The following is a 22,555-nucleotide window of genomic DNA, read 5'->3' as shown; positions in this document are numbered from 1 at the left end:
CTTGGTGGGGGGGTGGGGGGGGGGGGGGGTTGCTTCCTACTGTTTAGCGGTTTTTTGTGTGTTTTCTTGGGGGTGGGGTGGGGGGGGGGGTGCCCCCCCCCCCCCCCCCCCCCCCCGCGATCGACAAAAGGGCTACTTGAACAGGCCGTTGACCTGGTCGTTGGCCTTCTTCAACGCGTCGGCCGGGGCGGCCTGGCCGAGCGCGACGGACTGGATGGCGTCCTGGACGATCTGGCTGACCTCGTTGCCGTGGTCGGTGATCGGCAGGAAGAACGTGCCGCCGGACGCGGTCGCCTGGTCGGTGAAGGCCTGCACGTTGCGGCCGGCCGCCTTGTGCGCGGCGAGCGCCTTCTCGGTGCCGGACTTGACGGCGGGGAAGACGACGGCCTTCTCACCGACGATGTCCTGGCACGCGGCCGAGCCGAGGAACTTCACCCACGCCCACGCCTGCTCGGGGTGCTTGGTGCCGGCGTAGATCGCGTCGGACAGGCCGTTGATGGCGGTCTTGCGGCCGGCCGGGCCGGTGGGCAGCGGGGCGAACGCGTACTGCTGCTTGGCGCCGGAGCCGAGGTAGGTGCCGATGGTCCAGGAGCCGACGATGGTGTAGGCGCCCTGACCGGAGTCCATGACGGCGTCCCGGCCGAGGGTCGACTGCTTGTCGAACTTGGGCGCGTAGCCCTTGTCGATGAGGCGCTTGAACCAGCCGATGGTCTCGGCGAGCTTCGGGTCGTCGTACTTGTACTTCGTGCCCCACGGGTTCTTGTCGAGGTAGGTGAAGCCATTGGCGACGGCGAGGTCGCCCCAGCCGTTCTGGCCCTGCGAGCCGTCGGCCCACTCCGGCAGGAAGCCGTACACCTTGACGTTGTTCTTGTCGAAGGCCGGGTCGAGACCGTTGCGGCCCTGCGCGTCGACGGTCGCCTTCGCGATCGCCTGCTCGAAGGTGCCGCCGTCGGACGGGTTCCAGGTGAGCTTGTCCAGGCCGGCGGTGTCGGTGACGAGCTTGGTGTTGTAGACCAGCGACATGGTGTCCCAGTCCTTCGGCAGGCCGTAGCGCTTGCCGTCCTTGACGAACAGGTCCGCGAGGCCGGCCTGGTACTGGCCGAGGTCGACCTTGTCCTTCGTGACGTACGGCTGGATGTCGAGGATCTGGTTGCTGGACACGAACTGCGGGTAGTACGACGCGTGGTCGGTCCACACGTCCGGCGCACCGCCCGCGGCGAGCTGCGTGGTGAGGTTCTGCCAGTACTGCGTCCACGCGGTCTGCGTGAACTTGATGCTGATGTTCGGGTTGGCCTTGCTGAACTCGTCGGCGCACGCCTGGTAGGCGGGCTGCTGCTTGTCGTCCCAGAGCCAGTAGTTGAGCGTGACGTTGCCGCCGGCGCTGTCGCCGGAGTCGGCGCCGCAGGCCGCGAGGGGCAAGGCGAGCGCGGCGACGGTCAGCGACGCCGCGATACGCAGTCTGGACATGGTGCTCCCTTTCAAAGGAGGGCGGGGGGTGTCATTTGATGCCGGTGAAGTTCAGCGATTGGACGAGCCGTTTACCGAGGAAGATCAGCAGCAGCAGGACCGGCAGGACGGACAGGGTGGAGCCCGCCATGAGCCCGGTCCAGTCGGGTTGGGTGTTCGGTGACTGCTGGAGGAAGACGCCGAGCGCGACGGTGAGCACCCGGTTGTCCTCGCCGCGGCCGACGAGCAGCGGCCACAGGTAGTCCTTCCACGCCCACACCGAGGTGGTGAGGGCGATGGTGATGAGCGGTCCGCGGCTCATCGGGACGATGACCCGCCAGAAGATGCCCCAGCGGCTCGCGCCGTCGATGACGGCGGCCTCCTCGACCTCCCGCGGCACGGAGAGGAAGAACTGGCGGAGGAAGAACACCGCGAACGGGGTCATCAGCAGCGACGGGGCGACCATGCCGGCGAAGGTGTCGATGGCCTCGAACTGCTTCACCAGCGCGAAGTTGGGCAGCAGGGTGAAGATCGGCGGCACCATCAGCGCCGCGACGATGGCCCCGAAGACGAGGTCACGGCCGGGGAAGCGCAGGCGGGCGAAGGCGTAGCCGGCCATGGCGCAGCAGAAGGTCTGGACGGTCGCGATGAGCCCGCAGTAGATGAGGGAGTTCATGGTGTACCGCAAAAAGTTGATCTTCGCGCCCGAGCCTCCCGCCTCGCGTGCCGTCTGGTCGTCGACGAGTCCGAGGACCCGCCAGAAGTTGATCATCGTGGGGTGCTGCGGCACCAGGCCGGCGCTGTCGGTGTACAGGTCGGCGGCGGGGGTGAGCGCCGTGCGGACCATCCAGTAGAACGGCAGGATCGTGACCACGAGGAAGGCGACGAGCGCGGTCCAGGCCAGCAGCCGGCCGGGCGTCAGGCGGCGTTTCATGGGTGTCAGCCCTTCTCAGGTCAGGTCGGAGCGCGAGGCGCGCAGCAGCCACATCTGCACGGCGGTGAGCACGCCGAGGATCAGTACGAGCGCCATCGCGACCGCCGCGGCGTAGCCCATGTGGAAGTACGTGAACGCCTGCTGGTAGATGTAGAAGTAGATGACCCGGGTGGCGCCGACCGGCACGACCTTCTCGGTGACGGCGACGGTGTCGAAGATCTGGAACGAGCCGATCAGCGACACGACGAGCACCAGCGCGAGGATCGGGCGCAGCAGCGGCAGCGTGATCATGCGGAACATCCGGAACTCCCCGGCACCGTCCAGCGAGGCGCTCTCGTAGAGGTGCGGCGGGATCTGCAGCATCCCGGCGTAGAGCAGCAGCGCCGTGTAGCCGGTATAGGCCCAGGTGTTGATCAGCGCGATCGACGGCATCGCCAGGTCCGGCGAGGTGAGGAAGCCCCGGCTGTCGAGGCCGGCGGCGGTCAGCAGGTGGTTGACGAAGCCGAGGTTGGCGTCCAGCAGCCACATCCAGAGCAGCCCGACGGTCACGTTGGGCACCAGCCACGGCAGCAGCATGGTGGCCCGCAGGACGACGGAGCGGGTCAGCCGGTGCATGAGCGTGGCGACGCCGAGCGCGAGCAGCGTCTGCGAGCCGATGTTGACCAGCACGTAGTACGCGGTGATGCGCAGCGACTTCCAGAACTGCGCGTCGGAGACGAGCTTGGCGTAGTTGTCGGCGCCGACGTACGACGGGGTGTTGAGCAGGCTGTAGTCGGTGAGCGAGTACCAGACGCCGCGGACCGTCGGATACAGGTAGAACACCGCGAACCCGACCAGCACGGGCAGCAGGAACAGCCAGGCGGCCAGCCGGTCGTCGCGGTGACGGCGCGGCACCGCGACGACCGGCCCTTCCGGCGGGCCTGACGACGGCGGGGCGGTCACCGCCAGAGAGTTACGCATCGTCACGGTCCGTGCCTCGATTCGTCCATCGAAAGTCTTCGAGTTTGATGTCTTGCGGCGGGGGGTGGACGGCCGTTAATAATGATGAAGCTCAGGGAAAGTTTGTCAACACCTCCTCGTATCAGATCGAGGTACGGGGACCTTCACCCCACGTCCCGGAGGCCCATCTCATGCGTACCGCCCCGCGGCGGCGAAGCATCGCGTTCGCCGCCGCACTCTGCACGGCCGCCGCTACGGCCGTGCTCGCCGTCGCCTCCCCCGGCGCGGCGGCACCCGCCGGTCCGCCGGCCAGACCGGCTCCGCCCGCCACGCCGAGCCCGTCGCTGACCGACCACCCGCTCACCGCCGCCCCGAGCCCGCTGGACAACCCGCTCAAGGGCTTCGCCCGGTTCTACTTCCCGGGCGACAACCAGAACACCGGCTACCCGCGGTCCCTCGCGTGGAGCTACTTCGGCCTGTCCGAGGTCATGACCAACGCCGCGAACTGCGGCAGCTACGACTGGAGCATCGTCGACAACGCGCTCAACGAGATCGCGTCCTACGGCAACCAGGCCGCCATCCGGTTCTTCATGGAGTACCCGGGCGGCACCGGCTCCCATCCGGGCAACTCGATCCCGCACTGCTTCGACGGGCACGTCACCTACCGCAACAACACGTTCTGGGGCACCGTCTCGCCCGACTACGACAGCCCGTACCTGCTCAGCGCGCTGGGCAACTTCATCGCCGCGTTCGGTGCCCGGTACGACGGCGACCCCCGCATCGGCTTCATCAACCTCGGCATCGTCGGCCTGTGGGGCGAGTGGCACACGTGGCCGTTCGACACCGACACCGCCGACGGCTACCCGAACCTGATGCCGACCGACGCGCACGGCGCGCAGATCGTCGCGGCGTTCGACGCGGCCTTCAACAAGACGAAGCTGGAGATCCGCTACCCGGACTCGGCCGGCGGCGCGGCGAACAGCCGCGACATCGGCTACCACGACGACTCCTTCTGCTACAAGGAGGGCTCGCCGCTGCAGGGCGTCACGCTGCCGCAGTCGATGGGCGGCGCGAGCTACTCGCAGCTGCAGCGCGCGGTGAACATGGGCGTCGAGAACAAGTGGATCACCAGCTCGATGGGCGGCGAGGTCCGTCCCGAGATCCAGAGCTCCGCGTTCTCGTCGTGGCCCGGCGGCTCGGGCCAGGTCGACAACATGAAGGCCTGCATCGAGCTGGAGCACACCACCTGGAAGATCAACCAGACCAGCCAGAGCTACGCCCCGGGCGACGCGAACGTGGCCGCCGCGGTCCGGCTGATGGGCTACGACCTGTCCGCCACCCACGCCTACTACCAGAACACCGTGTCCGGCGGCACCGCCAACATCGGGGTCACGCTGGTCAACAACGGCGTCGCCCCGTTCTACTACCCGTGGACGGTGACGCTCGGGCTGAAGAACTCCGCCGGTACCGTCGTCAAGACCTGGGACACCCCCTGGGACCTGCGGACCGTGCAGCCGCTGAAGATCCGGGCGTTCCCCGACTGGGGCGTCGGCGCCGACCCCACCTACCGGGACTTCGGCTACCCGCAGTACTTCCAGGCGGGCGTCAGCCTGACCGGCGTCGCGACCGGGTCGTACCAGCTGGTGCTGCGGGTGAAGAACCCCCTGGAGGCGGTCAGCCCGGCGGCGAAGAAGCTGCGCTTCGGCAACGCCACGCAGAACGCCGACGGGTGGCTCGGCCTCGGCGCCATCGGGGTCGGCTCCGGCGGGGGCGGCGACACCACCGCGCCGAGCGTCCCGACGGGCCTCACCTCACCGTCGAAGACGGCCGGCAGCGTGTCGCTGAGCTGGACCGCGTCCACCGACGCCGTCGGCGTCACCGGCTACCGCGTCCTGCGCGGCGGCACCCAGGTCGGCACGTCCGCCACCACGTCCTACACGGACAGCGGGCTGTCGGCGTCGACCGCCTACACGTACACCGTGCAGGCCTACGACGCGGCGGGCAACGTGTCCGGCGCGTCGAGCCCGCTGACCGTCACCACGTCCGCGAGCGGCGGCGGTGGAGGCGGCGGCATCGGCCTGGACGACTTCGACGGCAACCCGGCCTACCCGTCCGCGGCGAAGAACGACCTCGCGAAGTGGACCGGCGGCAACTGCTTCACCAACGGCGGCGGCAACGGCGTCGTCGCCGGCGGCGCGCTCACGTTGCAGTACAACAACTGCGGCTGGTTCGGCAGCGACGTCGCCACCGACGTGTCCGCCTACACGTACCTCGTCGTGCGGGTCAAGGGCAACGCCGGCGGCGAGCAGTCGCACTTCAACCTGAGCCTCGGCGGCGCCACCAAGGTGTTCGGCGACTACACCCTCGACGGCGGCGGGCACCCCGTGATCACGACGTCCTACCAGGACATCAAGATCCCGATGGTCGCCAACGGCATCAACCGCGGCAGCCCGGCGCAGCTCGCCATGGGCTTCTGGTTCGGCGGCAACAGCTCCATCTCGATCGACCACATCTCCTTCACCAACTGACACCCCCGCGCCGGAGCCGTCCACTGTGGACGGCTCCGGCCTCTCTCAGGAGTGACCATGAGACGGTTCCTAGCGGCCGCCTGCACCCTCGCCCTGATCCTCCTCCCGGGCGCACCCGCCTCCGCCGCGACGACGACCACCACCTACACCGCCGACCTCGCAACCGTGTTCACCAACCCGGAGCGGGGCTTCCACAACCGGTACGAGATCATCGACGACCCGGCCGTCAACGACTACGCCAGCAACACCATCCCCGGCTTCAACCCCGACATGCTCGACCGCACGTTCGCCCGGGCCCGCACCAACGGCAACACCCTCATCCACAGCTACCTGCACCTCGACAAGTACCAGAACAGCGACCTGCCGCCGGCGCTGCTGGCCAACCTCGGCACCGGCTTCGCCGCGATCCGCGCCCAGGGCATGAAGCTCGTCCTGCGGGTCGCCTACGTCTGGGACGGCTACTCCGCGGTCACCGAGCCGCAGATGGAGCGGCACATCGACCAGCTCGCCCCGGTCCTCGCCGCCAACGCCGACGTGCTCATGCACATCGAGGCGGGCTTCTTCGGCGCCTGGGGCGAATGGCACTCCAGCCCCTACACCGCGTCGTCGGAGGAGAGCCAGGCACCGGTCCGGTACAGGCTGGTGAAGAAGCTGCTCAGCAGCACCCCGGCGACGATCCCGATCGCGATCCGCTACCCCATCTTCAACTACGAGTTCCAGCAGCGGACCACCCCGCCGCCGGGCTGCCCGCTGCCGGACAACTGCCTCATGACCACAGCCGACTTCAACCGGCTCGGCTTCCACGACGACTGTTTCCTCGCCGACACCGCCGACATGGGCACCTATGACCAGAACTCGTGGCTCGGCTGGTTCGACGTGTCGGTCAAGAAGCAGTGGGTGTACGACATGCTCACGACCACCGGCGGCAACAAGATGGTCGGCGGCGAGACCTGCAACGCCAGCGGCGCGAACGACGCCGCCGGGGTCGGCGCCCAGTACGAGCTGTCGCACCAGCACTGGACGGAGATCAACGAGGACTACGCGCAGGTCAACACCGACATCTGGAAGGCCGCGCACCTCGCGGCGGCCGGCAGCGACCCCGCCGAGACGCTCTTCACCCGCATCGAGCGCAAGCTCGGCTACCGGCTGCGGCTGCTCGACGCGACCTACAACACGCAGGCGACGGCCGGGGCGCCGTACACGTTCGCCGCGCACCTGTCCAACGACGGCTACGCGGGCATCGTCAAGCCCCGCCCCGCGTTCCTCGTCTTCGACAACGGCTCGCAGCGCTACAACGTGCCACTGTCCACTGTCGACCCGCGCACGTGGCGGCCCGGTGCGGTCACCGTCCCGGCGGTCACCGTCACGCTGCCGGCGATGACCGCGGGCACCTACAAGCTGGCGCTGTGGCTGCCGGACCAGGCGACCGGGCTGCGGGCGAACCCCGCGTACTCGGTGCGGCTCGCGAACACCGGCACCTGGGACGCCGCGAAGGGGTACAACGTCCTCGCGAACGCGATCCAGGTCGGCTCGTGCACGGCGGACTGCGTGCCGCCGACCGCGCCCACGCTGACGTCGACCGGCACGACCGCCACGTCGGCGTCGCTGTCGTGGTCGGGCGCGACGGACAACGCCGGCGTCACCGGATACACCGTGTTCCGCGACGGTACGCAGGTCGCCACGGTCTCGGGCACGTCCTACACCGACACCGGCGTGCCCTCGGGATCGCACACCTACACCGTCACCGCCCGGGACGCGGCCGGGAACGTGTCCGTCCCGAGCAACGCCGTGACCGTCGGCGTCGGGTGCACCGACTGCGCGCCGCCGTCCGTCCCGGCCGGGCTCGCCGTCACGGCGACGACCACGTCCTCGATCTCGCTGGCGTGGAACGCGTCCACCGACAACGTCGGGGTCACCGGCTACGTGGTGTTCCGCGACGGTACGCAGGTCGCGTCGGTCTCGGGCACGTCGTTCACCGACACCGCGGTGCCTTCCGGCTCGCACGTCTACACCGTCAAGGCCCGTGACGCGGCCGGCAACGTCTCCGCCGCGTCGGCGCCGGTGACCGCGTCGACCGCTCCCCCGGCGCCGGCCGGGCTCGTCGTCGACGACTACGACGGCACGCCCGCCTACCCCTCCGCGGCGAAGAACGACCTCGGGAAGTGGACCGGTGGCAACTGCTTCACCAACGGCGGCGGCAACGGCGTCGTCGCCGGCGGCGCGCTGACGCTGCAGTACAACGCCTGCGGCTGGTTCGGCAGCGACGTCGGCGTCGACGTGTCCAGCCGCACCTACCTCGTCATGCGGGTCAAGGGCACCAGCGCCGCGCACTTCAACGTCAGCGTCGGCGGCACCACGAAGGTGTTCGCCGACTTCACCCTCGACGGCGGCGGGCATCCCGTCCTGACCGACACCTTCCAGGACATCAAGATCCCACTGGTCGCCAACGGCATCAACCGCGCCAATCCCGCTCAGCTCGCGATGGGCTTCTGGTACGGCGGCAGCGGCACCCTCACCATCGACAGCATCTCCTTCGTCTAGAGCTTGACCACGGTGCTGGTCAGCCGGGCCCGCTCGGCTGACCAGACCGTCCGGTGCGACGCCAGGCTGTCCGCCATGGTGCCGCTGACCCGCCCGGGGTCGTTGCCGGCGACGGCGTCGAGGAAGGCCCGCACGAGGCCCTCGTCGCCGCCGTCGTGCCCGGCCCCGTCCGTGCCGCCGGTGTCGGTCGTCGTGGTCGCCCCGGTCACGAAGTCCGTGACGTGCAGGAGGCGGCCGTCGCCCTCGATGCTGCCGCGGGTGCCGAAGAGCCGGGTCTGCCTGCGCTGCATGGGCGTGAACGCCGTCATGGTGAACGTCGCCGTCACGCCGCCGGTGTACTGCATGGCGACGACCTGGTGGTCCACGACGTCGTTGTCGCAGTCGTACACGCAACGGCCGTAGGGCCCGTCCCGCAGCGCCCGCCGCAGCTTCTCCGGCGTCGGTTCGTCGATGACCGCGTCCAGCGGCCACCCGTACTCGTCCAGCCGGTACAGCCGGACCGCCGAATACGGGCAGTCCCGCTCGACCGCACAGTCCAGGCACCGCGGCGCCGCCCGCTCGGGCTTCGCCGCGGCGTGGAAGTGGGCCAGCCCGCCGAACGACGCGACGCTGCTCGGGGTGTCGCCGATGACGTACGCCAGCCAGTCCAGGTCGTGGCAGGACTTGGTGAGCAGCATCGGGCCCGACTCGTCCTCGCGCCGCCAGTTGCCGCGGACGAACGAGTGCGCCTGGTGCCACCAGCCGACCGGCTCCAGGTGCTGCACGCTCACCAGGTCGCCGATCCCGGTGAGCGCCGACTTCAGCGCCTTCGTGTACGGCGTGTACCGCAGCACATGGCACACGGCCCCGATGACCCCGGCGGCCTCGACGGCGTCGGCGATCCTGCGCGCCTCCGGCTCGGTGGGGGCCATCGGCTTCTCCAGCAGCAGGTGGTGCCCCAGGCCGGCCAGCGCCACGGCCGGCTCGACGTGCAGCCGGTCCTGGGTCGCGACGACCACCGCGTCGGCTACCTTGGAGGTGAGCTGCTCCCAGCTCTCGAAGACCCTGTGTGCCGGGATGTCGTGCGTCCCGGCGAACGCCGTCCGGCGCGCCGGGTCCGGCTCGGCGACCGCGACGACCCTGGCACCGTTGCGCTCCGCGAGCCGCGCATACTGCCGCCCGCGCAGCCCCGCACCGACGACGGCGATCGTGACGGGCTTGCGATCCCCCGAGGACTTTGTAAACTCCATAGCAATATTGGCGGGCCGGCGGCACGATACGTCAAGGGGCGGGACTGTGACAGATCAGGTCATCAGCGGCACCGATCTGTCCAGGCTGCGCGAGCTCAACTCGCTCACCGTCGTGCGGGCGCTGCGCGACCAGCCGCCGGCGACGGTCACGGAGCTGGCGAAGCTGACCGGCCTGTCCCGGCCCGCCGTCGACGTGATCGCCCAGGGCCTGGTCACCGGCGGCTGGGCGACCGTCGTCGAGCCCGGCGGCAGCAGCGTCGTCGGCCGGCCCGCCCGGCGGTACCGCTTCCGCGCCACCGCCGGCCACGTCATCGGCGTCGACGTGGGCGCGCACAAGATACTGACGTTGCTCGCCGACCTCGACGGCAACGTGGTGCACACCGCCCGCCGCACCGTCGCCGCCGACGCCGACCCCCGCGAGCGACTCGCCGCCCTCGACGCCGTGCTCGCCACCTGCCTGCTGGAAGCGGGCAAGACCGAGCAGGACATCTGGGCGGTCACCATCGGCGTCACCGGCCCCGTCGACGCCAGCGGCAAGACCACCCTCTTCACGCCGCTGCCCGGCTGGCAGACCGTCGACCTCGGCGCCCACCTCAGCGACCGCTTCACCTGCCCCATCGTGGTGGAGAACGACTGCAAGCTGGCCGCCCTCGCCGAGCGCTGGCAGGGCGCCGCCCGCGACGCCAACGACATCGTCTTCCTCCTCGCCGGCATGCGCCTGGGCGCCGGCCTCATCATCGACGGGGTCCTGCGTCGCGGTTACGGCGGAGCGGCCGGCGAGATCGGCGCCCTGAAGGCCGTCCGCTGGCTGACGGCACCGTCGCACCTGGAGCAGTGCCCCGGCGTGCCGGCCACCGTCAGCCCCGACGACGCCGCCGCCTGGGTCTTCAACGCCGCCCGCGACGGCAACCGCGACGCACGGACCGCCGTCAACCGCTACGTGAAGGACCTCGCCATCGGCACGGCCGCCCTGGTCCTGGCACTCGACCCGCAGGTCGTGGTCTACGGCGGCGGCTTCTCCCGCTCCGCCGACCTGGTCCTCGACCCGCTGCGCCGTGAGCTGCAGCGGCTGTGCCTGCGCCTGCCGGACGTCCGCGCTTCGACGCTGGGCGCGGACAGTGTCGCCCTGGGCGCGCTGCGCCTGGCCCTCAACGAGGTCGACCAGCGCCTCTTCACCGTGGGCCTCAGCGCCCCGGTCGCCCCCCGCCGCTAGGACTACGCCCGGCTCCCCAGCCCATGATCCGGAAGACTTCGAGTGGCCAGGAGTGCACAACCTCTTCCGGATCACGTGGAAGTGCTACCGACGTGGGGCGGTGGACGCCGTCAGGGTGGGGTGGACGTCGGGGAACGAGCGGTCGCCGAACAGGATCCTGGCCGCGGCGGACCGGCCCGCGGTGGTGCGGAGCAGGGCGACGGCGGCCTCGGCCGCGGCCGGGGACGTGATCCCGGCGAGGAGGCGGCGCAGCGCGAGGCGACCCCGGAAGCGGGAGCGCAGGGCGGCGCCGTCGTAGGCGCGCAGGGCGTGGTCGTCGCCGGTGCGCAGGTACGTCGCGGTGACCTCCGCGGCGAGCTCCGACATGCGCAGGCACGGGTCGAGGCCGCCCGCGGTCAGCGGGGAGACCGCACCCGCCGCGTCGCCGACGAGGAGACCGGCCGGGCACGCGAGGCGGCGCAGCACCCCGCCGACCGGGATCGGGCCGCCGCGGCGCTCCTCGGGGCCGGTGGGGCCGGTCAGGCCGGGGGCGTCCGCGGCGAACGTGTCCAGCAGGTGGCGGACTCCTGTCCGCATCGCGGACGGGTAGCCGGCGACGCCGACGTGGGCGTGGCGGCCGTCGTCGATGACCCAGCCGAGGTAGCCGGGGGCGATCCGCGGGTCGATGACGCAGTGGAACGCGGGGACCGTGGTGCCGGACGCGACCGGGTGGATGACCTCGGCGCCGATGAGCAGCCGGCGGTTGGTGTCGAGGCCCAGGTCGCGGGCGACCGTCGAGCGGGCGCCGTCCGCGCCGACCACGAACCTGGCACGGACCGGCTCCGCCCCGTCGAACCACGCGACACCCACGCCGGCACCCGCCGCCACACCGACCGCACCCGCGACACCCGCCCGACCAGCGCCACCCGACAACGCCCCGGCGACACCCGACGGGCCAGCGACACCCGACCGACCAGCGACACCCGACCCGCCAGCGCCACCCGACAGACCGGCGCCATCTGACGAGGGCCCGGTGGTGCCTGACGGCCTGCCCGCCGAGCCGGTGGAGAAGCCGGCGAAGCGGACGCCGAGGCGGACCTCCGCGCCGGCCGCCTCCGCACGGCGGCGGGCGTGGTCGTAGACGGCCGGCATGTCGGCGACGCGGTACTCGTCTCGGTCGCTGGTGAGGTGCACGGGCCGGCGGCGGGACGGCGGGTACAGCAGGACGTCGCGCACGCCAGGGCCGAGCAGGGCCTCGGGCAGGTCGAAGTCGTCGAGGGTGCGGCGGACGAAGATGCCGGTCGTGCGCACCCCCGACGACAGCGACCTGCGCCGGTCGACGACCAGCACCCGCAGGTCCCGTTCGGCGAGCCGCCGCGCCGTGTGCAGGCCTGCCAGGCCCGCGCCGACCACCAGTACATCCACCGTCAACACAGACAGGGACGCTAAGGGCGGCGAGGGCGGTGCGGGACGATCTGCACCGGACCCGCCCCGCACCTCCGCAGAGTCTCCACCGGAGGCAGCCCTGTCAGGGCGCGAGCGCCAGCAGGCGGCGGGCGGCGCGGACGACCGCGGCGTCGACCATGCGCCCGTCGGCGCCGACCAGCACGCCGGCGCCCGAGGCGACCGCGGCGTCGAAGCGGCTGACCAGGTCGGCGGCCTCCCGCAGCTCGTCGGCCGTCGGGGTGAAGACCTCGTTGACGACCGGGATCTGCGCGGGGTGGATGCAGGCGCGGCCGACGAAGCCGAGCCGCCGGAACGCGACCGTCGACGCCCGCAGGGCGGCCAGGTCCCGGTAGTCGGTGCTGACGGAGGCGACCGGCGGCGCGATCCCCGCCGCGGCGCTGGCGAGCACGACGTGGGAGCGGGCGTGCAGGAGCTCGCGTTCGTCGGGGCCGAGGGTGACGCCGAGCTCGGCGCGCAGGTCCGCCTCGCCGATCTGCAGCCGGGTGACGCGCGGGGCGCGGGCGATGGCGGGTGCGTCGAGGATCGCGGCCGCCGTCTCCAGCAGCGGCGCGACGGCGACCGAGCCGGCCGGCAGGCCGCACGACGACTCGGCGGCGGTGAGGGCGGCCCCGAGCTCGGCGACGCCGGAGGCGTCGGCCTTCGCCAGGCACACGCCGGCCAGGTTCGGCCCGGCGACGGCCCGGGCGTCCAGGGCGCCGGCCGGCCCGGGGTTCACCCGCACCCACACCGCCGGGCGGCCCGCCGCGGGCAGGCCGGCGAGCCACTCGGCGACGGCGGCGCGGGCGCGGTCCTTGCCGGACAGCGGCACGGCGTCCTCGAGGTCGACGATGAGCGCGTCGGCGCCCCGGTCGAGGGCCTTGTCCAGCTTCGCGGGCGCGTCGCCGGGCACGTACAGGTAGGACCTCATCCGATGCTGCCCTTCCCGCTGGTGAGCGCCTTGGCGATGACGATGCGCTGGATGTCGTTCGTGCCCTCGCCGATCATCATGAGCGGGGCGTCGCGGTACAGGCGTTCGACGTCGAACTCCTTGGAGTAGCCGTAGCCGCCGTGGACCTGCATCGCCGACAGGGCGCACGCGGCGGCGGCCTCGGAGGCGAACGCCTTCGCCATCCCGGCCTCCATGTCGACGCGGCGGCCGGCGTCGGCGCGGGACGCCGCCCAGTACACCATGAGCCGGGCCGCCTGGACCTGCATCGCCATGTCGGCGAGCCGTAGCTGCACCGCCTGGAACGAGTCGATCGTGGCGCCGAACGCCTGGCGCTGGCCGGCGTAGCGCAGCGCCTCGTCGTAGGCGGCCTGGGCGATGCCGAGCGCGCGGGCGGCGACGTTGATCCGGCCGGTCTCCAGGCCCGACAGGACCTGCTGCATGCCGCGGCCCTCGACGCCGCCGAGCAGCGCCGAGGCGGGGACCCGGCACCCGTCGAACAGGATCTCGCAGGACTCGGTGCCCTTGTAGCCGAGCTTCGGCAGGTCGCGCAGCACCTCGAAGCCGGGCGTACCGGCCTCGACGAGCAGCACCGACATGCCCCGGTGCGCGGGGTCGGCGGACGGGTCGGTCTTCACGAGCACGGGCAGCGGGTCGGCGTGCCGGGCGTTGGTGATCCACGTCTTGCGGCCGGTGATCACGTAGTCGGTGCCGTCGCGGCGGGCGACGGTGCGGATGCCCTGCAGGTCGGTGCCGGCGTCGGGTTCGGTGAGCGCGATGCCGGTGCGCCGGGCGCCGCTGGCGAGGTCCGGCAGGTACGCGCTGCGCTGCTCGTCGGTGCCGTGCCGGGCGATCAGCCAGCAGGACAGGGAGTGGCTGCCGAGGATCCCGGCGACGCCCATCCAGCCCTTGGCGATCTCCTCGAAGACGAGAGCGAAGGAGACCATGTCGGCGCCGAGGCCGCCGTACTCCTCGGGGACGGTCAGCCCGAACAGGCCCATGCGCCGCATGGTGTCGACGATCTCCGCCGGATACCGGTCGGTGGCCTCCCATTCGCGGGCGACGGGCCGGATCTCCTTGTCGACGAACGCGCGCAGCGTGTCGCGGAACTGGCGCTGCTCGTCGGTGAGCTCGAAGTCCACTGTGGTCACCTCAAGGACGGATCGGACGGAAGACGGGAAGGTTGCGGCCGTCGCCGAGCGGCCGCCAGTCCACGGTGACGGCGGCGCCGATCGCGGTGTCCTGCCACGGTTCGACGTTCGACACCAGCCGCGGGCCCTCGGTGAGCGCGACGACGGCGACGGCGTACGGAGGGTCGGCCCGCCGGACGATGGTGAACGTCTCGACGACGCCGGTGCCCGCGGTGTCCACCAGGGGCGGGTCGGGCGCGCCGCAGCGCAGGCACAGCGGGCGCGGGTAGTGCTGGTGGTGGCCGCAGGCGGTGCAGCGCTGGACGGTGAGCCGCCGCTGCCGGGTCGCGTCCCACCACGCCGCGGTGGTCTCGTCGATCGGCACGTCCGCGGGTACGGTCACGACGTCCGTCCCAGCAGGACGGTGCCGTGGGTGGAGAGGATCCCGCCGGTGCCGTGCACGAGCGCCGTCCGTTCGGTGCCGCCGCGCAGCCGGCGGACGGCCTCGACGAGCAGGAGCACGCCGAGCTGCCCGGGGTGGCAGTAGGACAGCCCGCCGCCGGAGGTGTTCATCGGCAGGGTCCGCGCGGCGACGAAGTCGGGCGCCTCGCCGTAGTCGCAGAAGCCGAGCGCCTCCAGCGACAGCAGGACGGTGATGGTGAACGAGTCGTAGATCTGGGCGACGTCCACGTCGGCGGGGGTCAGCCCGGCCATCGCGAAGGCCCTGCGGCCGGAGTCGGCGGCGCCGGTGCGCAGCAGGTCGCCGACGCCGACGATCGACGTGCCGGTGGTCGCCTCGCCGTGGCCGAGCACCTCGACCGGGACGCCGGGCAGGTCCCGGGCCCGTTCCAGGCTGGTCAGGACGACGGCGCCGCCGCCGTCGGTGACGAGGCAGCAGTCGGCGACCCGCAGCGGGTCGCTGACCAGCGGGCTGGCGTCCATGTCCAGGGGTCCGGCGCCGTAGCGGTAGGCGCGCGGGTTCCGCAGCGCCCATTCGCGGGCGGCGACGGCGACCTCGGTCAGCCCGGCGCGCCCCCGTTCGGTCCCGTACGTGTGCAGGTACAGCTGGGCGGCGAGGGCGTACGCGGACACCGGGTACAGCGGCCGGTACGGCCGCTCGAACTGCGCCTCCGGCGTGTGCGCCTCGTAAGGGTCGGTGGTGCGGCTGCGGGCGGAGCGCTGGTTCGAGCCGTAGGAGACGACGACGACGGACGCCTGCCCGGCCCGGATCGCCTGCACGGCGTGCCCGACGTACAGCAGCGGCGCGGACCCGCCGGCGAACGTCGAGTCCGTCCAATGTGGACGTAGCCCGAGGTGCTCGGCGACCTGGGTGGCGGAGAACCGGGAGACGCCGTTGGTGGCGAGCCCGTCGACGTCGGCGAGCCGCAGCCCGGCGTCGGCGAGGGCGCGGGTGATCGCCTGGGTCTGCAGGTGCAGGACGGTCTTCCCGGTGACCCCGAGGTCCGACTCGGCCGCACCCACGACACAGACCCCGGTGCTCATGCCGCCGCCTCCGCTGCGCTCCGGGGACGGCCGAAGCGACGCCGCCGGCCGCTCACCGCAGCTCCACCGTGGACTGCGCCGGTGCCACGGCGACGCGGTCGCCGGCGAGGACCTGGTGCTCGATGGTGACCAGGCCGCCGTCCACCGCGGTCACGGTGCCGACGCAGCGGACGGTCTCGCCGGCGTGCACGAGGCTCTTGAAGCGGAACCGCAGCGTCCTCAGTACCCCGGCGGTCCCGATCCAGTCCTGGACCTGTTCGGCGAGCAGCGCCCCGAACACCTGCCCGTCGACCACCGGGCGGTCCAGGCCGCGCGGCGCGAGATACGACGGGTCGTAGTGCAGCCGGTGCCAGTCCCAGGTCGCCCCGGCGTAGGCGATCATGTCGGGCAGCCCGATGAGCCGCTCCAGCGGCGGCAGCTCCAGGCCGGGCCTCACGAGGTCACCCGCAGGTAGATGATGGTCTCCTCGTTGGTGGCGAGGAGGTCGCCGTCCTGGTTGGTGTAGGTGGCCCGTGACGTGAACACCAGCATCGGCTGCCCGCCGCCGGTGGTCCGCTCGGTGATGCCGGCGAGGGTCCACTCGGCGGTGACGACGTCGTCGGGGCGGACCGGGCGGTGGAACTCGTAGGCGTTGCCGCCGCGGACCTGCCGGGTGCCGGGCAGGTCGATGCCCCACGTGTGCCCGGCGTAGCCGTCGTGGTCGGGCGGCAGCCCGGCGTACTGGTTGGTCTCGCAGATGAGCGTCGGCGGCGCGACGACCCCGTCGTGGCCGGCGGCGCGGGCGGCGGCGTCGTCGGTGTAGACCGGGTTGTGGTCGCCGACGGCGAGGGCGAAGTAGCGGATCGCGGCCCTGCCGAGGGGTTCCGGCGCCGTGTACGTCACCGTGCGGCCGATGAGCGCCCGGATCGCGTCGGTCATCATGCCAGCACCGCCGTCGGCACGACCTCGATGAGGAACTCGGGCCGCAGCAGCGCCGAGCAGACGACGGAGGTGACGGCGGCGTCCGGGTACCGTTCGGCCCGCACGGCGGCGAGGCGGGGATAGTCGGCGAGCCCCTCGGGGGTGACGTATTCGAGCAGCCGGGTGACGGTGCCCCGGCCGGCGGCCTGCAGGACGAGGTCGACGCTGTCGTAGAGGTAGTACGCCTGGGCGAGCAGGTCGCCTTCGTGCAGCGCGAGCTGGGTCGCCGGGTCCAGCGCCCCGAAGCCGGACATGACGAGGGTCTCGCCGGCGACGACCCCGGGGACGTAGGTGAGGGTGTCGTAGCGGTCCCAGCCGGGGTTGAACGGACGCAGCGGGCCCAGCCCGGCGAGGGCGTCGACGGAGACCATCGCGCCCGGCTCGACCGGGGTGTCGACGAGGATGCCGGCGGCGCCGGGGAAGACCGGGCCGAGCAGCTCCCGCCGGGGGCGGCCGCAGCGCGGGTACTCGGCGCGGGTCGTGGTGGCGGTGAAGTCCGTCGTGCGGACGAGGGCGTCGAGGCCGAGACCCGCCGCGTGCAGCAGCTCCCCGAGCCGGAGCAGGCACCAGCGGTACTGGTCGCGGAACTCGCCGCTGGTGGTGTGCACGCTCGGCAGGTGCACGAGGTCCCCGGCGGCGCGCAGCACCCCGCCTTCGCCCGTGTCGATCGGGGTGCCGCCGCCGGGGTGGGTCACGAGCTCGACGGCGACCGTGTGCGCGGGGTCGGGGAACCCGGCGACCGGGACGACCGAGACCGGCGCGCGGTGCCCGGCCAGGAACCGGTCGCGGGCCGGCCCGGCGGCCGGGCCGGTGACGTACTCGGTGACGTGGACGACGTCGTCCGGGCCGAAGCCGGCGGCCGCGAGCTGCGTGGCCGCCGAGCGGTAGACGGCCGCCGGGTCGGGGCCGGCGATCCCCGGCAGGTACGTGGTCATGCGGTGCCCTCCAGCGCGTCGAGCAGGTCGGTGAGGTCGGCGGCGGCCGGCAGCCCGGCGACGGCGTCGAGGACGGCGGGCCCGCCGGGGCCGAGGTTGGCGAGGGCCTTGACGCGCACCATCGCGGTGAGGCCCGGCGCGCCGGGTCCGCCGCCGCTGCGTGGCACCTCGCCGGTCACGGACCGCCCGTCCCGCAGGGTGACGGTCACCCTGCCCGGCTGGTCGGCGGCCGCTCCCGGGGTGTCGGTGACACGGTGGCGTACCGACGCCGCCAGCGCCAGGACGTCGGGCCGGTCGATGCCGGTGAACGTGGCGACGGTGACGGCACCGTCGACGAGCATCGCGGCGACGCACCAGGCGAGCGCGAACTTCGCCTGGTATCCGGTGCGCGGTGCGGCCTGGTCGGGCCCGCACACGATGGCTTCCGCGTCGGGATGGACGTCGACGACGACGCCGGCGACGGACGCCGGGTCGACGCGCAGGCCGGCGGCGGCGTCGAGCGGCGCGTGCAGCAGCTGGCACGCCGGGTAGGGCTTCACGGTGATCCGGGTCAGCTCGAACCGCTCGCCGAGGCCCGCCAGCACCGCCTCCGGCGGCACACTCGTGCCGGTGAGGGCGGTGTAGAAGCCCGACGCGCCCTCGATGGCGCTCGCGGGGCCGCTGGCGCCGGCGGCGGCGAGCCGGGCGGCGAGGATGCCGTGGTGCGCGGCGAACCCGGTGTGCAGCTGCTTCGTCGACGACCCGGTGTGCAGGAACTCCAGCAGCCCGCCCGCCTGGCTGGCGGCGATGCCGAGGGCGTCGACGGTCTGCGCGGTGGTGAGCCGGTGCAGCCTGGCGGCGACGAGGGCGGCGGCGACGACCCCGCAGGCGGCGGTGGCGTGCAGTCCGCGGGCGTGGAACGCGTGCGGTGCGGCGGCGCCGAGCCGGCAGATCGCCTCGAGGCCGACGGCGGCCGCGGCGACGGCCTCGGCGCCGGTGACGCCCAGCTGCTCCCCCACGGCGAGCACCACGGGCAGGACGGGTGCGGTGGCGTGGACGAGGCCGCCGGCGTGGGTGTCGTCGAAGTCGAGGGCGTGCACGAGGACGCCGCCGGCGAGCGCGGCGGCGGGCGAGCCGACCCGCAGATCCGTCCCGGGGATGCGGGCCTCGGGCGGCCCGCCGAGCCCGCGGGCGACGGCGAGGGCGGGTGCGGCGGCACCGGCGCGCAGCGCGGCGACGGCGGTGCCGCACCCGTCCAGGACGTGCCGCAGCGTCGCGTCGACCGCGTCGGGCGGCAGGTCGGCGAGGCCGGCGGACAGCCCCCACTCGGCGAGGCCGGCGGCGACCGTCATGCGGGGGTCCCGAAGGCACCGGCGGCGGTGAGGGCGGCGACGCGGGTGTCGTCGTAGCCGAGGACGTCACGCAGGACGTAGGCGGCGTCCTCGTTGCGGCGCGGCGCACGGCGGTGCGGGACGGGTTCGTCGCCGACCCGCACCGGCGACGCGGGCTGGCGGATCGTGCCGAAGCGCGGGTGTTCGGTCTCCACGACCATGCCGCGGGCGGCGGTGTGCGGGTCGGCGAGCGCGGCGGCGACGTCGTTGACCGGCCCGCACGGGATGCCCGCCGGCTCGAGGTCGGCGAGCCACGCCGCGACCGGCCGCGTCGCGAAGGCGCCCTCCAGGATCGGCAGCAGGTCGGCCGTGTGCCGGTGCCGGTCGGCGAACGTCGCGAACCGCGGGTCGCCGGCCAGCGCGGTGCCGGCGATCCGGTCCAGGAGCGCGGCGAGCCGCTGCCAGAACTTCTCCTTGGCGCAGCCGACCACCAGCCACCCGTCGAGGGCCTGGAACACCTGGAACGGCACCAGGGACGGATGCGCCGAGTGGTGGGTGCGCGCGGGTTCGAACCCGCCGTTGAGGTGCCACACCGCCGGGTAGGTGAGCATCCCGACGGCGGTGTCGTAGAGGCTGAGGTCGCAGTCCATGCCGACGCCGTCGCGGCGGGCCGCGTGCACCCCGGCGAGGAGCGCGATCGCGGCGACCAGCCCGCCGCTGTAGTCCACGAGGGACAGTCCGCTCTTCGTCGGCGGGCCGTCGGGTTCGCCGGTGAGCTCCATCCAGCCGGCGAGGCCCTGCAGGATGTAGTCGTAGCCGGGCTGGGCGGCGCGCGGGCCGGTCATCCCGAAGCCGGTGAGCGAGCAGCAGACGACGGCGGGGTTGACGCCGGCGAGGTCGGCGTAGCGGATGCCGAGCTTCGCGGGCACGTCGCCGCGCAGGTTGGAGTAGACGGCGTGGCTGGCCCGCACCAGGTCCTCGAACACGAGCCGCCCGGCGGGCGCGGTGACGTCGAGGGAGATGGAGCGTTTGTTGCGGTTGAACGTCTCGAAGAACAGCGAGTCCTCGCCCTCGGCGAACGGCGGGACGGAGCGGCCCACGTCGCCGCCGGTCCGCGGGTCCTCGATCTTGATGATCTCGGCGCCGAGGTCGGCGAGGTGCACGGATCCGAACGGCCCGGCGCCGTACTGCTCCAGGGAGACGATTCGCACGTCCGCGAGGGGTCTCACCGGTGCAGCTCCTCGATGAGGCGCAGGATGGCGGCCTGCAGCGCGCGGATCCGTTCGGGTGGCAGCCCGTACGTGGGTGGGCTCAGCTTGACGGCACCGGCGAGGCCCGCGTATCCGGCGATCCGCTCGGCGACCTGGTCGGGGGTGCCGGTGAGGGTGAGCCGGTCGACCATGGCGGGGGCGACGGCGCCGGCGAGCCCGTCGGCGGGCAGCCCGCCCCGGAACGCCTCGGCCACCCGCCGCTGCTCCTCGGCGAGGTCGTGGAAGGCGAACAGGTCGGCGTACGTGCGGACCGAGGCGTAGAACCCGACGGCGCCCGCGGCGGCGGCCCGCGCCCGGGCGGGGTCGTCGTCGATCGCGCAGCAGGCCGACACGACCACCTCGAAGCCGGGCCCGGCGCCGAGGCGCGGCAGGACGTGCGAGGACAGGTAGGCCGGGGAGCACAGCTCGTGGGAGATCCATCCGTCGCCGATCTCCCCCGCCAGGGCGATCATCGCCGGCCCGACGCCCGCCAGGTACACCGGGATGCGGTCGCGCACCGGTGCGTACGGCCGCCGGTATCCGCGCACGCGCAGGCGGACGGAGTCGCCCTCGAAGTCGATCGGTGCGCCGGTGTGCGCGCCCGCGACGACGAGCCGGATCGCGGCGACGGTCTCCCGGAGCCGGTGCACGGGGCGGGACCAGGTGACGCCGTGCCAGTCCTCGTTGAGCCGCTGCACGCCGGTGCCGAGGCCGAGGCGGAACCTGCCGCCGGACAGCTCGTCCAGGTCGAGCGCCGACAGCGCGGTGAGGAACGGGCTGCGGGCGAACGCCAGGGCGATGCCGGTGCCCACCCCTGCCGTCGTGGTGCGGGCGGCGAGCGCGGCGGCGGTGACGGGGGCGCTGCGGTGCAGCTCAGGCGCCCACACCACGGCCGCCCCGGCCGCTTCCGCCCGGAGCCCGGCGTCGAGCTGCTCCCGCAGGGACTCGCCCCAGGGCTGGAAGTGCAGCGCCGGGAGGCTCATACCGTCAGCGGTCCCGTCTTCGCGACGGGGAAGTGCGACTTGTCGTGGGGGGCGTCGCGCCGGTACACCATGACGCTGCGCTGCCAGGACATGACCTCGTCGCCGTCCTGGTTGAGCCCGCGGGTGCGGCAGGTGACGATGCCCGCGTAGGGGCGCGACGCCGACGGCCGGGTCGCGAGCACGATCGACTCCGCGTAGAGGGTGTCGCCGACGAACACGGGCGCGGTGAGCCGGATCCCGTCCCAGCCCAGGTTCATGATCGCGTGCTGGCTCATGTCGGACACCGACAGGCCCAGGACGATCGCGACACTCAGCCCCGAGTTGACGATGAGCCGCCCGTAGGGCGCGTCCGCGGCGAAGTGCGCGTTGAAGTGGTTCTGGTTCGTGTTCATCGTGAGCAACGTGAACCACGTGTTGTCGGCCTCGCTGATCGTGCGCCCCAGCGGGTGCTGGTAGACGGCGCCGACGGTGAAGTCCTCCAGGTAGTTGCCCAGCGTCATGCCCGTGACGCTAGGCAGCGCGCCACGCCAGAGTCAAGCACTTGTTTCCCACAGCGGATCAGTGTTTCCATTGTCCGATGGGCTGGTGGATCCTGCTGCACATCGTGCTGTTCGTGTTCTGGCTGGGCGGGGACCTCGGGGTCTTCTACTCCAGCCGCTTCGTCCTGCGGCCCGACCTGCCGCCCGTCGCGCGCAGCACCGCCCTGAAGATCATGGGCGGTCTCGACCTCGGGCCGAAGATCTGCCTGGTGCTCTTCCTGCCCAGCGGGGTCACCCTGATGGCCCTGGACCCGCACGGCGCGCGCCTGGGCGGCTTCGAGCTCTTCCACTGGTGGACGGTGCTGCCGGTCTGGCTGTTCGCTTTCGGGTGGCTGTTCCTGACGATCAGGGACCATCACGCGCCGGGCAAGCACCCGGTGGTGCGACGGGCCGACTGGAGCATCCGGATCGGCCTGATCGGGGTCCTGTACGGGCTCGCGGCGTACACGATCGTCGCGAGCGAGCCGTTCGGCGTGCCGACGAACCCGAAGTGGCTCGGCGCGAAGGTCGCGCTCTACGCGACGGCGATCGCCTGCGGCCTCGGCATCCGGCTGACGCTGCGCGGCTTCGCGGCGCCCTACGGCGCCCTCATGACGACCGGCTCGACGCCGGAGGTCGAGCGCGCCCTGCGGCGGGCGGTGGACGGCTGCCTGCCCTACGTGTGGGGAATCTGGCTGTCCGTCCTGGCCGCCGCCGCCTTCGGCGTGCTGAAGCCCTGGATGCATTAGAGCCCTGGACGCACTG

General features: G+C 72.6%; 20 protein-coding genes. 4 read left to right on the top strand and 16 right to left on the bottom strand.

The genetic code is table 11. From position 1 onward, the window contains the following. Nucleotides 1–132 precede the first annotated feature (132 nt). Genes ACZ6TV_RS38090 through ACZ6TV_RS38080 form a run of 3 tightly spaced genes read right to left on the bottom strand, consistent with a single transcriptional unit; the run spans nucleotide 133 to nucleotide 3,340 of the window. Nucleotides 133–1,467: an ABC transporter substrate-binding protein gene (locus ACZ6TV_RS38090; protein WP_465303266.1), complete on the bottom strand. Its 1,335-nt coding sequence runs from the start codon at nucleotides 1,465–1,467 to the stop codon at nucleotides 133–135. A gap of 31 nt (nucleotides 1,468–1,498) precedes the next feature. Next, on the bottom strand, nucleotides 1,499–2,380 hold the full coding sequence (locus tag ACZ6TV_RS38085) for a carbohydrate ABC transporter permease (protein WP_465303264.1): 882 nt from the start codon (nucleotides 2,378–2,380) through the stop codon (nucleotides 1,499–1,501). 15 nt (nucleotides 2,381–2,395) lie between these two features. Then, nucleotides 2,396–3,340 carry a carbohydrate ABC transporter permease gene (locus ACZ6TV_RS38080; RefSeq protein WP_465303262.1) on the bottom strand — a complete coding sequence of 315 codons (945 nt, stop codon included), beginning with the start codon at nucleotides 3,338–3,340 and terminating at the stop codon, nucleotides 2,396–2,398. A 170-nt stretch (nucleotides 3,341–3,510) separates the two neighbouring features. Between ACZ6TV_RS38080 and ACZ6TV_RS38075 the strand changes: the two genes are divergently transcribed. Together ACZ6TV_RS38075 and ACZ6TV_RS38070 are read left to right on the top strand one after the other, a co-directional pair. Then, nucleotides 3,511–5,847, top strand: a complete 2,337-nt coding sequence (locus tag ACZ6TV_RS38075) for a DUF4832 domain-containing protein (protein ID WP_465303260.1) — start codon at nucleotides 3,511–3,513, stop codon at nucleotides 5,845–5,847. A 57-nt stretch (nucleotides 5,848–5,904) separates the two neighbouring features. Then, complete coding sequence (locus ACZ6TV_RS38070) at nucleotides 5,905–8,388, top strand: DUF4832 domain-containing protein (protein WP_465303258.1); 2,484 nt, start codon at nucleotides 5,905–5,907, stop codon at nucleotides 8,386–8,388. Here ACZ6TV_RS38070 and ACZ6TV_RS38065 read toward each other — a convergent pair. Then, nucleotides 8,385–9,617 (bottom strand): Gfo/Idh/MocA family protein, encoded by a 1,233-nt coding sequence (locus tag ACZ6TV_RS38065; protein WP_465303256.1) that lies wholly within the window; start codon nucleotides 9,615–9,617, stop codon nucleotides 8,385–8,387. The two genes, ACZ6TV_RS38070 and ACZ6TV_RS38065, sit on opposite strands and share 4 nt — an antisense overlap. Before the next feature lie 46 nt (nucleotides 9,618–9,663). Between ACZ6TV_RS38065 and ACZ6TV_RS38060 the strand changes: the two genes are divergently transcribed. Continuing rightward, nucleotides 9,664–10,830, top strand: a complete 1,167-nt coding sequence (locus ACZ6TV_RS38060; RefSeq protein ID WP_465303254.1) for an ROK family transcriptional regulator — start codon at nucleotides 9,664–9,666, stop codon at nucleotides 10,828–10,830. An 84-nt stretch (nucleotides 10,831–10,914) separates the two neighbouring features. Here ACZ6TV_RS38060 and ACZ6TV_RS38055 read toward each other — a convergent pair whose 3' ends face one another. The 12 genes from ACZ6TV_RS38055 to ACZ6TV_RS38000 form a co-directional block, all read right to left on the bottom strand. Next, nucleotides 10,915–12,243 (bottom strand): NAD(P)/FAD-dependent oxidoreductase, encoded by a 1,329-nt coding sequence (locus tag ACZ6TV_RS38055; RefSeq protein ID WP_465303252.1) that lies wholly within the window; start codon nucleotides 12,241–12,243, stop codon nucleotides 10,915–10,917. A 94-nt stretch (nucleotides 12,244–12,337) separates the two neighbouring features. Further along, on the bottom strand, nucleotides 12,338–13,183 hold the full coding sequence (locus ACZ6TV_RS38050; RefSeq protein ID WP_465303250.1) for an HpcH/HpaI aldolase/citrate lyase family protein: 846 nt from the start codon (nucleotides 13,181–13,183) through the stop codon (nucleotides 12,338–12,340). Continuing rightward, complete coding sequence (locus ACZ6TV_RS38045) at nucleotides 13,180–14,343, bottom strand: acyl-CoA dehydrogenase family protein (protein WP_465303248.1); 1,164 nt, start codon at nucleotides 14,341–14,343, stop codon at nucleotides 13,180–13,182. The genes ACZ6TV_RS38050 and ACZ6TV_RS38045 overlap by 4 nt, the downstream gene beginning before the upstream one ends. A gap of 10 nt (nucleotides 14,344–14,353) precedes the next feature. Continuing rightward, nucleotides 14,354–14,734, bottom strand: coding sequence for a Zn-ribbon domain-containing OB-fold protein (locus ACZ6TV_RS38040; RefSeq protein WP_465303246.1), 381 nt, complete (start codon nucleotides 14,732–14,734; stop codon nucleotides 14,354–14,356). After that, nucleotides 14,731–15,834 carry a thiolase C-terminal domain-containing protein gene (locus ACZ6TV_RS38035; protein WP_465303244.1) on the bottom strand — a complete coding sequence of 368 codons (1,104 nt, stop codon included), beginning with the start codon at nucleotides 15,832–15,834 and terminating at the stop codon, nucleotides 14,731–14,733. The genes ACZ6TV_RS38040 and ACZ6TV_RS38035 overlap by 4 nt, the downstream gene beginning before the upstream one ends. A gap of 52 nt (nucleotides 15,835–15,886) precedes the next feature. Continuing rightward, a complete protein-coding gene (locus tag ACZ6TV_RS38030; RefSeq protein WP_465303242.1) occupies nucleotides 15,887–16,270 on the bottom strand; it encodes a MaoC family dehydratase in 384 nt (127 codons plus the stop codon). Then, entirely contained in the window at nucleotides 16,267–16,755 is a 489-nt protein-coding gene (locus ACZ6TV_RS38025) for an FAS1-like dehydratase domain-containing protein (RefSeq protein WP_465303240.1), read from the bottom strand. The genes ACZ6TV_RS38030 and ACZ6TV_RS38025 overlap by 4 nt, the downstream gene beginning before the upstream one ends. Continuing rightward, nucleotides 16,752–17,729 (bottom strand): RidA family protein, encoded by a 978-nt coding sequence (locus ACZ6TV_RS38020; protein ID WP_465303238.1) that lies wholly within the window; start codon nucleotides 17,727–17,729, stop codon nucleotides 16,752–16,754. The genes ACZ6TV_RS38025 and ACZ6TV_RS38020 overlap by 4 nt, the downstream gene beginning before the upstream one ends. Beyond that, complete coding sequence (locus ACZ6TV_RS38015) at nucleotides 17,726–19,060, bottom strand: MmgE/PrpD family protein (protein WP_465303236.1); 1,335 nt, start codon at nucleotides 19,058–19,060, stop codon at nucleotides 17,726–17,728. The genes ACZ6TV_RS38020 and ACZ6TV_RS38015 overlap by 4 nt, the downstream gene beginning before the upstream one ends. After that, nucleotides 19,057–20,268, bottom strand: a complete 1,212-nt coding sequence (locus ACZ6TV_RS38010; RefSeq protein WP_465303234.1) for a CaiB/BaiF CoA transferase family protein — start codon at nucleotides 20,266–20,268, stop codon at nucleotides 19,057–19,059. The genes ACZ6TV_RS38015 and ACZ6TV_RS38010 overlap by 4 nt, the downstream gene beginning before the upstream one ends. Then, the gene (locus ACZ6TV_RS38005) at nucleotides 20,265–21,272 is read right to left on the bottom strand and encodes an LLM class flavin-dependent oxidoreductase (RefSeq protein WP_465303232.1); all 1,008 of its coding nucleotides are present in this window, start codon (nucleotides 21,270–21,272) and stop codon (nucleotides 20,265–20,267) included. The genes ACZ6TV_RS38010 and ACZ6TV_RS38005 overlap by 4 nt, the downstream gene beginning before the upstream one ends. Next, nucleotides 21,269–21,772, bottom strand: a complete 504-nt coding sequence (locus tag ACZ6TV_RS38000; protein ID WP_465303230.1) for a MaoC family dehydratase — start codon at nucleotides 21,770–21,772, stop codon at nucleotides 21,269–21,271. Before ACZ6TV_RS38000 ends, ACZ6TV_RS38005 begins: the two co-directional genes overlap by 4 nt. 77 nt (nucleotides 21,773–21,849) lie before the next feature. On the opposite strand from ACZ6TV_RS38000, the gene ACZ6TV_RS37995 reads away from it, so the two are divergent. Next, nucleotides 21,850–22,539, top strand: a complete 690-nt coding sequence (locus ACZ6TV_RS37995; RefSeq protein ID WP_465303228.1) for a hypothetical protein — start codon at nucleotides 21,850–21,852, stop codon at nucleotides 22,537–22,539. Nucleotides 22,540–22,555 lie beyond the last annotated feature (16 nt).

This window comes from Dactylosporangium sp. NPDC051087 (assembly GCF_055586325.1).
This window is presented reverse-complemented; position numbering and strand designations above follow the sequence as displayed.